Consider the following 12,231-nt stretch of genomic DNA (forward strand, 5'->3'; position numbering starts at 1 on the left):
TTGCAATTTTTATAAACTCCAAGCGTGTGCTTGCTCAGGAAAATAAAGATATGGCTGGCAGTACTACTTTTAGCGTGAGGATAGATTTCGGGAGAGTTCACCTCGGATGAGCGAGCAGTTAACGGATCAGATGCTGGTTGAACGGGTCCAGAAAGGTGATCAGCAATCGTTCAATTTACTGGTAATTCGATACCAGCATAAGGTTGCGAGCCTTGTATCCCGCTATGTGCCTCAGGGTGATGTCCCTGATGTAGTTCAGGAATCTTTTATCAAAGCTTATCGTGCATTGGAGTCATTTCGTGGCGATAGCGCTTTCTATACGTGGCTTTACCGTATTGCTGTGAATACAGCAAAAAATTACTTAGTTGCTCAGGGGCGGCGCCCACCATCCAGTGATGTGGATGCAAATGATGCTGAAAATTACGAAAATGCGGGTGCATTGAAAGAAATATCGAACCCTGAGAACTTAATGTTGTCTGAAGAATTGAGGCAGATAGTTTTTAAAACCATAGAGTCACTTCCTGAGGATCTGCGGATGGCAATTACACTCAGGGAGTTAGATGGTCTAAGCTATGAAGAGATAGCTGTGATTATGGACTGTCCGGTCGGTACTGTTCGTTCCCGTATCTTCCGTGCCAGAGAGGCTATCGATAATAAAGTTCAGCCGCTAATTCAGCGATAAGCGGACACATAAAGGGTATTTGGCATGCAGAAAGAAAAGCTTTCCGCTCTGATGGACGGAGAAACTCTCGATAGTGAGCTGCTTGGTTCTTTATCGAAAGATAAAGCATTGCAGCAAAGCTGGCAGAGCTACCATTTAATCCGTGATACCCTGCGGGGGGATGTTGGTGAAGTCTTGCATCTGGATATCGCCAGCCGAGTCGCAGAGGCACTCAAAAACGAGCCTGCTCGTTTTGTACCTATTGCTGTGCCTGAATCTCAGCCACAACCTCATGTCTGGCAGAAAATGCCTTTCTGGCAAAAAGTTCGCCCATGGGCCAGCCAGATTACTCAGGTTGGGGTTGCCGCGTGTGTTTCTCTAGCGGTAATTGTTGGGGTTCAACAATACAACCAGCCCGAATCAGGTAATTTGCAACCAGAATCACCTGCATTTAATACCTTACCGATGATGGGTAAAGCCTCGCCAGTAAGTTTTGGTGTGCCTGCTGATGGTTCTTTCGGAACGTCTCAACAGCATCAGGTTCAGGAGCAACGTCGGCGAGTCAATATGATGACTCAATTGCAAGATTTTGAATTGCAACGCCGCTTGCCACAAACTGACGTGTTGCAGCAGCCTTCAACATCGACACAAGCCGCTATTCAGGTTCCCGGAACTCAGTCCTTAGGAATGCAGCAGCAGTAATGAAGCAACTTTGGTTCTCCGTCTGTTTAATGACGGGCAGCCTGTTCATGCCAACAATTGCTTCGGCGGAAACGACGCCGATAGCAATGTTGCAGGAAATGAGCAGTGCCAGCCAGTCGCTCAACTATGAGCTATCCTACATTAATGTTAATAAGCAAGGGATTGATTCTCTTCGCTATCGACATGCTATTTTAGATAAAAAAACCTTTGCGCAATTGCTGCGTATGGATGGCCCACGTACTGAGATCTTACAGCGTGGTAATGAAATAAGTTATTTCGAACCTGGTTTCGATGCTTTCACTCTGGCGGGTGAACATATAGTCGATGCATTGCCGTCTATCGTATTCCCCGATTTTGAAAAGCTGTCAAAATACTATAACTATATTGCACTTGGCCGTGCCCGTATTGCAGACCGACCATGTCAGGTTATTCGGGTAGTCGCCCGTGACAGTACCCGATACAGCTATATTATTTGGATGGATGAAACGAGCAAACTCCCAATGCGGGTAGATTTGTTAGATCGTGATGGTGAAACACTTGAGCAATTTCGTGTGATTTCTTTTGCTATCGGTGAACCTATTCAGGATATTTTGCAAGGTCTGGTAAAGCTCTCTTTACCGCCATTACTTGCATTACCTGCTAAAACCAAGGTTGATTTTACCTGGGCCCCACGTTGGTTGCCGGAAGGTGTTTCCGAGATTTCACGCAGTCGCCGTACATTACCGAATATGGAGGCACCAACAGAATCACGATTATATTCTGATGGGTTATTCAGTTTTTCAGTAAATATAAATCCGGCGGGTAAAGATGCGCCTTCAGAGCAATCCTTACGTCAAGGTCGTAGAACTGTGCATACTGAAGCTCGTAATAATGTTGAAATTACCATAGTTGGCGAGCTTCCGCCTACAACTGCAAAACGTATCGCTGACAGTATTGTTTTGGAATCAACAAAATGATGAAAGAATGGGCTACAGTTATTTCGTGGCAAAATGGTGTTGCTCTATTGCGTTGTGAACCACAGTCTGGTTGTGGGAGTTGCAATGCGCGCACTGGATGCGGTAGTCATTTATTAAATGAATTGGGGCCGGAGTCGGAGCACCAATTACAAATAGCTATCTCGCAACCGCTTGAACCTGGCCAAAAGGTTGAAGTCGGTATTAGTGAGGGGAGTTTATTACGTTCTGCTTCTTTGGTTTATCTAACGCCTTTAGCCGGATTGATTGCGGGTGGCGGTTTATTTCAGGCTTTATTTGTCACCGATGCTTTTACTGCTCTAGGCGCTATTTTAGGTGCGGGGCTAGGTTTTTTGCTCGCCAGAACATTAGCCAGCAGAATTGAAGGACAGAGTGACTATCAACCAATGATTCTACAGATTGGTTTACCCCCAACGACTATACGAATTCAGTAACAGAATAATTCCTTTCCTCTTACCCATGATAGGCCGGAATACGGTTCTGTATCATATGTTCAACTAAAGCAATAAAAAGATCGGCACTGATAAGCGCTGAGTAATCTACTGAGAAAAGTATATTACCTTTAGCATCAAATAAGCGTATTTTATCATGATCTTTCTCGCGTAACGTCTCGACACGCAGGATGTCTTCAATGCTGATAATACCGTCTGTTGTAATTAATGAGTGTGCACTAAGTGAAAGTGGAGTTGTATCTATCTGAACATTTTTCACCATGATTACATTTAAAAGACCATGGTATATGAGTGATTTTAGCCAGTTGTCATTCTTTTTAATTACATCAAATACTATTTTTTTTCCTCGGGATAAAGAGTTTAAACTTACTATCCCGACATGCATGACTTGTTGATGGATTATTGTGTTTATCAGCGGGTAAGCATTAGTTATATTATTAATTATAATATTCCATGGCTGCAATTTAGAGGTGCGAAATGCCATTGTGTTAATTTTGCCATTAGGGTTTACTCCTGTATGGTATTTATGAATGTATTGTATTTTATTAAATGTAATAAAATAGACATTTCCACTGTGATGATTGAAGACCCGTACTCCTTTCTCATAAAGAAAGTAGGTAAACATTGGATTACAGTGTAAGCGCAAATACAGGAAGGTACTCAGCGAGATAGCTGCAATAGCGACACATAAGATCGAAAGAATTGATGGGGTTGAAAAAATAGATGTCGCTATTGATAAGGTAATTATTATAAAACTAAATACTAATATAAGTATTATTGCGACGATAGTGGCTCTGGAGTTATTTTTTCTAAACTCATGGCGGCTCAGTATTTTTCCTTCATCAATCATAATATTCTCCATATGGCCGCCAAGAGGATATTTCACTTGGTTGTTATAAAGTCACATGAATACTTTAAATTATTATCCGACAGGGTAAATGAGCATTTTCCGAAAATGAATTAATCATCAGTTCGACAAAATAGAAATATATGCACCCCTAAATTAGGCAGGTAGGGTATCTATCGTGCTGATTATAATCAGTTAAATAATAGACACTAGTGCGCTTTATAAGCGATAGGTACAATAAAGTTATTGGTATTAAACTATTTTTACCGGGATATCAGCACGGAACAGCGCTAAGAGTATGTACTATCAATAGCGATGTAAGGTAAGGCGTTGATACATTTTTACAGGATAAATCAGCTAACAAGCTAAGTGTGATGCCTTTCACGAGGCAGACTTACAGTGTAAGATGCGTGCATATTTATGTGGGTAGTTTTGGGTTTGAGTCCATCGCTGTGTCCACCAATAATTAATTAAAGACAACGACTAGAGAAAAATTCATATAAATGAAGCACATAAGAAACTTTTCTATTATTGCCCATATTGACCACGGTAAGTCGACGCTGTCGGACCGTATTATTCAGATTTGTGGCGGATTATCTGAGCGTGAAATGGCCGCTCAAGTACTGGATTCTATGGATCTAGAGCGTGAGCGTGGTATTACCATCAAGGCACAGAGTGTGACGCTTGATTACCATGCTAAAGATGGTCAAACCTATCAGCTCAATTTTATCGATACCCCTGGTCACGTTGACTTCTCTTATGAAGTTTCCCGCTCCTTAGCGGCTTGTGAAGGGGCATTGCTGGTTGTTGACGCAGGGCAAGGCGTTGAAGCACAAACGCTGGCGAACTGCTACACCGCGATGGAAATGAATCTGGAAGTGGTTCCTGTTTTAAATAAAATCGACCTGCCGGCTGCTGACCCTGAGCGTGTTGCGGAAGAAATTGAAGACATCGTGGGCATTGATGCGACTGATGCGGTACGTTGCTCAGCGAAAACTGGTGTAGGTGTACCCGATATCCTTGAGCGTTTGGTGCGTGATATTCCGCCGCCAGAGGGTGATCCTGATGGTCCATTGCAAGCGCTAATTATCGATTCCTGGTTTGATAATTATCTGGGTGTTGTATCGTTAATTCGTATTAAAAATGGCTCATTGCGTAAAGGCGATAAGGTTAAAGTAATGAGTACCGGGCAGAGTTATAATGCTGAGCGCCTTGGTATTTTTACACCAAAACGTATAGATCGCGATATGTTGAACTGCGGTGAGGTTGGCTGGTTGGTGTGTGCGATAAAAGACATTTTAGGCGCACCGGTCGGCGACACATTGACTCTGACCCGTAACCCGGCGGAGAAGTCATTACCTGGCTTTAAGAAAGTAAAACCACAGGTTTATGCAGGTCTGTTCCCTATTAGTTCAGACGATTATGAAGCTTTCCGTGATGCACTGGGCAAGTTGAGTCTTAATGACGCCTCTTTGTTCTACGAACCAGAAAGCTCCACCGCATTGGGCTTTGGTTTCCGCTGTGGCTTCCTTGGCTTACTGCACATGGAGATCATTCAGGAGCGTCTGGAGCGTGAGTACGATCTGGAGTTGATCACCACCGCACCGACGGTCGTATATGAAGTGATCACCACCAGTCAGGAAACTGTTTACGTTGATAGCCCATCCAAGCTGCCTGCGTTGAACAACATCGAAGAGCTACGCGAGCCAATTGCTGAGTGTCATATGCTGTTGCCGCAGGAATACCTGGGTAACGTCATCACGTTGTGTATTGAAAAACGTGGTATGCAGACCAACATGGTTTACCACGGTAACCAAGTGGCGCTGACGTATGAAATTCCGATGGCTGAAGTGGTGCTCGATTTCTTCGATCGCCTGAAGTCGACATCCCGTGGCTACGCCTCGCTGGATTACAATTTCAAACGTTTCCAGACCTCTGACATGGTGCGTGTTGATGTGTTAATCAACAACGAGCGTGTAGATGCGCTGGCGCTTATTACCCATCGTGATAATGCGCAATACCGTGGCCGTGATCTGGTTGAGAAAATGAAAGAATTGATCCCGCGCCAGCAATTTGATATTGCAATTCAGGCTGCTATCGGTAACCACATCATTGCCCGTTCTACTGTGAAACAGTTACGTAAAAACGTACTGGCGAAGTGTTATGGCGGTGACGTTAGCCGTAAGAAGAAACTTTTGCAGAAACAGAAAGACGGTAAAAAACGTATGAAACAGGTCGGTAACGTTGAATTACCGCAAGAGGCTTTCCTGGCTATTCTGCACGTTGGAAAAGACAGTAAATAAGGAGTTTTGATGGCTAACATGTTTGCCTTGATTTTAGCGATAGCAACACTGCTGACAGGGATTATCTGGTGCTTCGAGCGGTTTAAATGGGGACCGGCTCGCCAGGCAAAAATTGCGGCAGTTAATGCGCAAACTGCGGCGATCAAGGCACAAACGGGTTGTGCTGTAGATAATAAGACTTTAGCACAGGCGGCAAGGCAGCCTGGCTGGATAGAGACTTGTGCTTCAGTCTTCCCGGTGTTAGCTCTGGTATTTATCGTTCGTTCGTTTATTTACGAACCGTTCCAGATCCCTTCTGGTTCGATGATGCCAACGCTATTGATCGGTGACTTCATTCTGGTTGAGAAGTTTGCTTATGGTATTAAAGATCCCATCACGCAAACTACGCTGATCCCTACGGGACATCCAAAACGTGGTGATATCGCGGTATTTAAATATCCGCTCGATCCGCGTTTGGACTATATCAAGCGTGTAGTGGGCTTGCCGGGTGACCGCGTTAGCTATAATCCAATCAGCAAGGAAGTGACGGTGCAGCCTGCATGTAATACCGGCACTTCTTGTGATAGTGCGTTGCCAATTACTTACAGTGCATCTGAGCCAAGCGATTTTGTGCAGACATTCCGCTATAGCGGCAATGGCGAGGCTTCTGCTGGCTTCTTCCAAATCCCGACAAATCAGGCAGTGCCTGATGGTGGGGTACGTTTGCGTGAGCGCACCGAAACTCTTGGACCGGTGGCACACCATATTCTGACCGTCCCTGGGCGTCAGGAGCAGATAGGCGCTTATTATCAACAACCTAACCAGCCTTTAGGGGTTTGGGTGGTGCCGGAAGGTCATTATTTTATGATGGGCGACAACCGGGATAACAGTGCAGATAGCCGCTTCTGGGGGTTTGTGCCGGAACGTAATCTAGTTGGCAAGGCCACTGCTATTTGGATGAGTTTTGAAAAGCAAGAAGGTGAATGGCCAACGGGTGTTCGTTTAAGTCGAATTGGTGGAATTCATTAGTATCGGCTATACCCAGATGGTGGAGTTGCAGCCAGGTAGCAAACGAGCACATCCCGATGAACCGACAAAAGTCAGTAATTCGGGTGACAAATCTGCTGGGAGTAGATTTGAACGCCGCTAGCACTGCTGCAACTTCAAGTAAGCAGGGTATTTAAACGCAGCATTATATTTCCACTCGTTGTAGAATAACCCTTCGAGCGATAAAAGTTGGCTTCTTTATGGGAGCCACTGCAAACGAAACAGTTTTGTCCTGCAATATTGGCGGATCAGACCTGTTCCGTATGCTGTAGTTTTTGACGCATTCTTGATCTATTGGTAACTCATGAACCCCATCGTAATAAACAGGCTACAGCGGAAGCTGGGCTACACTTTTCAACAGCAGGAGCTCTTGCTGCAAGCACTGACTCATCGTAGCGCCAGTAGCAAACACAATGAGCGTTTGGAGTTCCTGGGTGACTCTATATTAAGTTTCGTTGTTGCCAATGAGCTGTATCGTCGCTTTCCCCGTGTCGATGAAGGGGACATGAGTCGGATGCGTGCCACATTGGTTAGAGGAAATACACTCGCTGAAATTGCCCGTGAATTTGACCTCGGTGAATGTTTACGCCTTGGGCCGGGTGAATTGAAAAGTGGTGGTTTCCGCCGTGAATCAATTTTGGCAGATACCGTCGAAGCCTTAATTGGCGGTATATTCCTCGATAGCGATATTCATATGATTGAACGGCTGATTCTCGACTGGTATCGCAGTCGGTTGGAAGAAATCAGCCCAGGTGATAAGCAGAAAGACCCGAAAACGCGCTTGCAAGAATATTTGCAAGGCCGTCATCTGCCATTGCCCTCTTATCTGGTTGTGCAGGTTCGCGGAGAAGCACATGACCAGGAATTTACTATCCACTGCCAGGTGAGTGGCTTGAATGAACCGGTAATAGGTACCGGCTCAAGTCGCCGTAAAGCTGAGCAGGCGGCAGCGGAACAAGCGCTGAAACAGTTGGAGCTTGAATGAGCGAAGTAGAAAAAACGTATTGTGGTTTTATTGCAATTGTAGGTCGCCCGAATGTGGGTAAATCTACTTTGCTAAATGAACTGTTGGGGCAAAAAGTCTCCATCACTTCACGTAAACCACAAACCACACGCCACCGTATTATGGGGATCCATACTGAAGGGCCTTATCAGGCCATTTATGTTGATACCCCGGGACTGCATATTGAAGAAAAACGCGCGATTAACCGCTTAATGAATCGCGCGGCAAGCAGCTCTCTCGGTGATGTGGAATTAGTGATTTTTGTAGTCGAAGGCACCAATTGGACTGCCGACGATGAAATGGTTGTTAATAAGCTGCGCAGTTTACAATGCCCGGTATTATTGGCGATCAACAAAGTTGATAACGTAACAGACAAAACCAAGCTGTTGCCCCATATTCAGTTCTTAAGTAAGCAGATGAATTTCCTGGACGTCGTACCAATCTCTGCCGAGAAAGGGATGAACGTGGATACCATCGCTGGCATCGTGCGCAAGCTTATGCCGGAAGCGGGTCATCATTTCCCGGAAGATTATATCACTGACCGCTCTCAGCGTTTTATGGCGTCAGAAATCATTCGCGAAAAGTTGATGCGCTTCTTGGGTGAGGAATTACCTTACTCAGTCACAGTTGAAATTGAACAGTTTGTCCCAAATGAGCGCGGTGGTTATAACATCCATGGGCTGATTTTGGTTGAACGCGAAGGCCAGAAGAAAATGGTCATCGGTAATAAAGGTTCGAAAATCAAGACCATTGGTATTGAAGCCCGTCAGGACATGGAACAAATGTTCGAAGCAAAAGTGCATCTTGAGCTGTGGGTGAAAGTGAAATCAGGCTGGGCAGATGACGAACGTGCATTGCGCAGCTTAGGCTATACCGACGATCTGAAGTAAGACTTGCCAATGGACGGTTGGCAACGCGCATTTGTCCTGCATGGGCGACCCTACAGTGAAACCAGTTTGATGCTGGATTTATTTACTGAAGGAGAGGGCCGCATGCGGGTGCTGGCCAAAGGTGCGCGGGGTCGCCGCTCCAATCTAAAAGGCTGCTTGCAGCCTTTTACGCCATTATTGGTTCGCTGGACCGGGCGTGGTGAAGTTAAAACCTTACGCAGTGCTGAGCCAGTATCACTGGCTCTTCCATTGACTGGCTCTATGTTGTATAGCGGTTTATATGTCAATGAGCTGCTTTCCCGCGTGTTAGAACATCAAACCAATTACTCTGCTTTATTCTTCGATTATCTGCATTGCTTACAGGCTTTGGCAGGCAGTGATGGATCGCCCGAATATGCCCTGCGCCAGTTTGAATTGGCGATATTGGCTCATCTTGGCTATGGTGTGGATTTTCTCCACTGTGCGGGGAGTGGTCAGCCGGTGTCTGAGACCATGACCTACCGCTATCGGGAAGAAAAAGGATTTATCGCCAGCTTGGTGGTTGATCACTATAGCTTTACTGGCAGCCAATTATCGGCTTTGGCTAACCGTGAATTTCCTGATGCCGATACTTTACGTGCAGCCAAGCGCTTCACCCGCATCGCCCTCAAACCCTATTTGGGGGGTAAACCGTTAAAAAGTCGCGAACTGTTTCGTCAGTTTGTGATTAAGCCACCAGCGGATCCAGTGCCGTAGTAGCAATACCTTCATTTTTAAACTGCCCATCATCAACTTTCCCGTACAGTAACCTATCCGCTGACAGTCTAGTCGGTGTAAACTGCAAGGCACTTATGCGTTTAAGGGCCGGTTTTTGCGTGCTCATTGACCTATTAAAGATGCATCCATATCTGGAGGGCTTTCATGGCTGATTTGTTGTTGGGCGTCAATATCGATCACATTGCGACATTACGAAATGCACGTGGGACCATTTACCCCGACCCTGTTCAGGCCGCGTTTATTGCCGAGCAAGCGGGTGCCGACGGTATTACCGTGCATTTACGTGAAGATCGCCGCCATATCACTGATCGAGATGTACGCATCTTGCGCCAAACTATCCAGACCCGCATGAATCTGGAGATGGCGGTTACCGATGAAATGGTTGATATTGCCTGTGAGTTACAACCGCACTTTTGCTGTCTGGTGCCGGAAAAACGCCAAGAAGTTACCACCGAAGGCGGGCTAGATGTTGCCGGTCAACTCGATAAAATGACCATTGCGGTGAGCCGATTATCTGAGGCCGGCATTCTGGTGTCACTGTTTATCGATCCCGATATGCGCCAGATTGATGCAGCCGTTACTGTGGGTGCCCCTTATATTGAAATCCACACCGGCGCGTACGCAGATGCCACCACCGATTTGGTGCGTCAAGCTGAATTAGTGCGTATCACCAAAGCTGCGACCTATGCCGCAGGCAAAGGGTTGAAAGTGAATGCCGGTCATGGCCTGACCTATCACAATGTGCAACCGATCGCAGCCTTACCAGAGATTCATGAGCTGAATATCGGCCATGCAATTATTGGTCAGGCAGTAATGACGGGCCTTGCGGCTGCCGTTACTGAGATGAAAGTATTAATGCGGGAAGCGCGTCGTTAATGGCGATTTTGGGGTTAGGCACTGATATTGTTGAAATTTCAAGGATTGAAGCGGTGGTGGAGCGCAGTGGCGAAAAACTGGCGCGGCGTATCCTTAGCCCATCGGAATGGCAGCACTATCAGCAGCATCAGCAGCCAATTCGTTTTCTGGCAAAACGCTTTGCCGTTAAAGAGGCCGCGGCCAAGGCATTTGGTACTGGTATTCGTAATGGCTTGGCATTTAATCAGTTTGAAGTTGTTAACGATGCACTGGGTAAGCCGACGCTGCGTTTACATCAGCGCGCGGCAGAATTGGCCGCTGAGCTGGGTGTCAAATCCTTACATGTAACGCTGGCCGATGAACGACGTTATGCCTGCGCAACCGTAATTATTGAAAGCTAGGCCCGTTTTAGCCGCGAATAGTGGTGAAAGAGAGCAGGGGCGTGCATGCGAATGCCGCCCTTTTTGTTATGCGCGAATATATTGTTGGTATTAAAAACGAGTCTTGCTGCGGGGATTACAAACGTTCGGCGTGATGCAGTTGGACAAACTTATCCCACAATTGTTCGTTACTCTCAACCCAGGCAGGATCGATAGCAATCGTATTATCGATAGGACAGACCAACTGGCAGGTTGGTGTTTCGTAATGACCGACACATTCCGTACAGCGCATCGGATCAATCTGATAGATCTCTGCACCCATGGAAATTGCCTCATTAGGGCATTCCGGCTCGCACATGTCGCAATTAATACATTTACGAGTGATCAACAGGGCCATGCTTTCTCTTACCTTAGGTCGGGTATTCTCAACTGCGGGGGATTATACCCCTCTGGTATCCTTAGACCAGTTTTTTTACCAGTGCCGCACTGTGCTTAATACTCGCCTGCGCTCTTTCCAAGTCTTGTTGGATCATCGCCATAAATAATAGATCAGTCAGAGCATATTGCGCGGTGCTAGAGGAGATCGCGGCACTGCGAATCGCGGGTTCTTCCGAAATGGTATATAAGCAATGATCGGCACGTTGCTGCAAACTGTTGGGGGAAAAACTGGTCAATGCCAGCACTTTGGCACCACAACGCTGTGCCTCTTCAGCCGCCAGATTTATCTCACGGCGTTCGCCGCTAAATGAGATAGCCAGCAGTAAATCCCGTGCATCCAATGCTTGTACGGCGGCCAGTTGTGCATGCATATCGGTTTCGGAGACCGCCATAATGCCTATTTTCAGTAACTTATAAGCCAGATCTTTTGCCACCAGCCCCGAAGCACCAATACCGGTTAGAATAATCCGTCGTGCCGACAATAACATCTCTAATGCTTGCGTAAGTCGTTCTTCACTATTGATATCCAAGGTGGCCCGTAGTGCTGCGGCTTTCTCGCTCAGGAGTTTTTCCCCAACGATTTTTAAACTGTCAGTGCTCAAGATCTGATTATGCAGTGTTACTGCCTGTGCAGGGGCCGCGACAATTTCACTCAGGGCTAGTTTTAGCGCCGGGAAGCCTTTATAGCCTAATTTTTGGGCAAATTTAACCACTGCAGATTGGCTAACCCCGGTTTGCAGCGCCAACTTTTGCGAACTAAGATGACGTGCCTGCTCAGGATTGGTTAGCAGAAAATCGGCTAACTTACGGTCATTTTGTGCCAGCGTTGGATAAAGCTGACGAATGCGAAGAAGACTACTCATAAATCAGTTCCTGAATGCGGGAGAACTTAATAATACCCGGAAAGACTCAAGATAAAGGGCAAGTGATGGAGCATAGCACCC

Annotated in this window: 14 protein-coding genes; 11 read left to right on the forward strand and 3 right to left on the reverse strand. The window is 46.3% G+C overall.

The window, feature by feature from the left end; all coding sequences use genetic code 11:
- Positions 1–106 precede the first annotated feature (106 nt).
- The 4 genes from rpoE to rseC are packed head-to-tail and all read left to right on the forward strand — an operon-like array spanning position 107 to position 2,771.
- A complete protein-coding gene (gene rpoE, locus V1955_RS04940) occupies positions 107–682 on the forward strand; it encodes an RNA polymerase sigma factor RpoE (RefSeq protein ID WP_005159396.1) in 576 nt (191 codons plus the stop codon).
- 24 nt (positions 683–706) lie between these two features.
- Positions 707–1,363, forward strand: a complete 657-nt coding sequence (rseA, locus tag V1955_RS04945) for an anti-sigma-E factor RseA (protein ID WP_083163122.1) — start codon at positions 707–709, stop codon at positions 1,361–1,363.
- On the forward strand, positions 1,363–2,319 hold the full coding sequence (rseB, locus tag V1955_RS04950; RefSeq protein WP_083163124.1) for a sigma-E factor regulatory protein RseB: 957 nt from the start codon (positions 1,363–1,365) through the stop codon (positions 2,317–2,319). Before rseA ends, rseB begins: the two co-directional genes overlap by 1 nt.
- Complete coding sequence (rseC, locus tag V1955_RS04955; protein ID WP_083163126.1) at positions 2,316–2,771, forward strand: SoxR-reducing system protein RseC; 456 nt, start codon at positions 2,316–2,318, stop codon at positions 2,769–2,771. Before rseB ends, rseC begins: the two co-directional genes overlap by 4 nt.
- 19 nt (positions 2,772–2,790) lie before the next feature.
- On the opposite strand, the gene V1955_RS04960 is transcribed toward rseC, so the two are convergent.
- The gene (locus V1955_RS04960) at positions 2,791–3,639 is read right to left on the reverse strand and encodes a hypothetical protein (RefSeq protein ID WP_083163128.1); all 849 of its coding nucleotides are present in this window, start codon (positions 3,637–3,639) and stop codon (positions 2,791–2,793) included.
- 500 nt (positions 3,640–4,139) lie between these two features.
- Between V1955_RS04960 and lepA the strand changes: the two genes are divergently transcribed.
- The 7 genes from lepA to acpS all read left to right on the forward strand — a co-directional run bounded on the left by lepA (position 4,140) and on the right by acpS (position 10,870).
- Positions 4,140–5,939, forward strand: a complete 1,800-nt coding sequence (lepA, locus tag V1955_RS04965; protein ID WP_083163131.1) for a translation elongation factor 4 — start codon at positions 4,140–4,142, stop codon at positions 5,937–5,939.
- Between the two features lie 9 nt (positions 5,940–5,948).
- Complete coding sequence (lepB, locus tag V1955_RS04970; protein ID WP_083163133.1) at positions 5,949–6,947, forward strand: signal peptidase I; 999 nt, start codon at positions 5,949–5,951, stop codon at positions 6,945–6,947.
- Between the two features lie 322 nt (positions 6,948–7,269).
- Positions 7,270–7,950, forward strand: a complete 681-nt coding sequence (rnc, locus tag V1955_RS04975; RefSeq protein ID WP_442820593.1) for a ribonuclease III — start codon at positions 7,270–7,272, stop codon at positions 7,948–7,950.
- Positions 7,947–8,858 (forward strand): GTPase Era, encoded by a 912-nt coding sequence (gene era / locus V1955_RS04980; RefSeq protein ID WP_083163137.1) that lies wholly within the window; start codon positions 7,947–7,949, stop codon positions 8,856–8,858. The genes rnc and era overlap by 4 nt, the downstream gene beginning before the upstream one ends.
- Positions 8,859–8,867: 9 nt before the next feature.
- Entirely contained in the window at positions 8,868–9,593 is a 726-nt protein-coding gene (recO, locus tag V1955_RS04985; protein ID WP_442820594.1) for a DNA repair protein RecO, read from the forward strand.
- A 165-nt stretch (positions 9,594–9,758) separates the two neighbouring features.
- Complete coding sequence (gene pdxJ, locus V1955_RS04990) at positions 9,759–10,490, forward strand: pyridoxine 5'-phosphate synthase (protein WP_083163141.1); 732 nt, start codon at positions 9,759–9,761, stop codon at positions 10,488–10,490.
- Positions 10,490–10,870 carry a holo-ACP synthase gene (gene acpS, locus V1955_RS04995; protein ID WP_083163143.1) on the forward strand — a complete coding sequence of 127 codons (381 nt, stop codon included), beginning with the start codon at positions 10,490–10,492 and terminating at the stop codon, positions 10,868–10,870. Before pdxJ ends, acpS begins: the two co-directional genes overlap by 1 nt.
- 115 nt (positions 10,871–10,985) lie before the next feature.
- On the opposite strand, the gene V1955_RS05000 is transcribed toward acpS, so the two are convergent.
- Positions 10,986–11,246, reverse strand: a complete 261-nt coding sequence (locus V1955_RS05000) for a YfhL family 4Fe-4S dicluster ferredoxin (protein WP_032906988.1) — start codon at positions 11,244–11,246, stop codon at positions 10,986–10,988.
- A 61-nt stretch (positions 11,247–11,307) separates the two neighbouring features.
- Positions 11,308–12,150: a MurR/RpiR family transcriptional regulator gene (locus tag V1955_RS05005; protein WP_083163145.1), complete on the reverse strand. Its 843-nt coding sequence runs from the start codon at positions 12,148–12,150 to the stop codon at positions 11,308–11,310.
- Between the last annotated feature and the right edge of the window lie 81 nt (positions 12,151–12,231).

It is taken from the genome of Yersinia sp. 2545 StPb PI, assembly GCF_052217125.1.
Lineage (GTDB): Bacteria > Pseudomonadota > Gammaproteobacteria > Enterobacterales > Enterobacteriaceae > Yersinia > Yersinia enterocolitica_E.

Bases quoted from the DNA above. Each gene is read 5' to 3' on its own strand.
- lepB (WP_083163133.1), top strand. From the start codon at position 5,949: ATGGCTAACATGTTTGCCTTGATTTTAGCGATAGCAACACTGCTGACA.
- rpoE (WP_005159396.1), top strand. From the start codon at position 107: ATGAGCGAGCAGTTAACGGATCAGATGCTGGTTGAACGGGTCCAGAAA.
- V1955_RS04960 (WP_083163128.1), bottom strand. From the start codon at position 3,639: ATGATTGATGAAGGAAAAATACTGAGCCGCCATGAGTTTAGAAAAAAT.
- rseA (WP_083163122.1), top strand. From the start codon at position 707: ATGCAGAAAGAAAAGCTTTCCGCTCTGATGGACGGAGAAACTCTCGAT.
- rnc (WP_442820593.1), top strand. From the start codon at position 7,270: ATGAACCCCATCGTAATAAACAGGCTACAGCGGAAGCTGGGCTACACT.
- recO (WP_442820594.1), top strand. From the start codon at position 8,868: ATGGACGGTTGGCAACGCGCATTTGTCCTGCATGGGCGACCCTACAGT.
- rseC (WP_083163126.1), top strand. From the start codon at position 2,316: ATGATGAAAGAATGGGCTACAGTTATTTCGTGGCAAAATGGTGTTGCT.
- lepA (WP_083163131.1), top strand. From the start codon at position 4,140: ATGAAGCACATAAGAAACTTTTCTATTATTGCCCATATTGACCACGGT.
- V1955_RS05005 (WP_083163145.1), bottom strand. From the start codon at position 12,150: ATGAGTAGTCTTCTTCGCATTCGTCAGCTTTATCCAACGCTGGCACAA.
- acpS (WP_083163143.1), top strand. From the start codon at position 10,490: ATGGCGATTTTGGGGTTAGGCACTGATATTGTTGAAATTTCAAGGATT.
- rseB (WP_083163124.1), top strand. From the start codon at position 1,363: ATGAAGCAACTTTGGTTCTCCGTCTGTTTAATGACGGGCAGCCTGTTC.
- era (WP_083163137.1), top strand. From the start codon at position 7,947: ATGAGCGAAGTAGAAAAAACGTATTGTGGTTTTATTGCAATTGTAGGT.
- pdxJ (WP_083163141.1), top strand. From the start codon at position 9,759: ATGGCTGATTTGTTGTTGGGCGTCAATATCGATCACATTGCGACATTA.
- V1955_RS05000 (WP_032906988.1), bottom strand. From the start codon at position 11,246: ATGGCCCTGTTGATCACTCGTAAATGTATTAATTGCGACATGTGCGAG.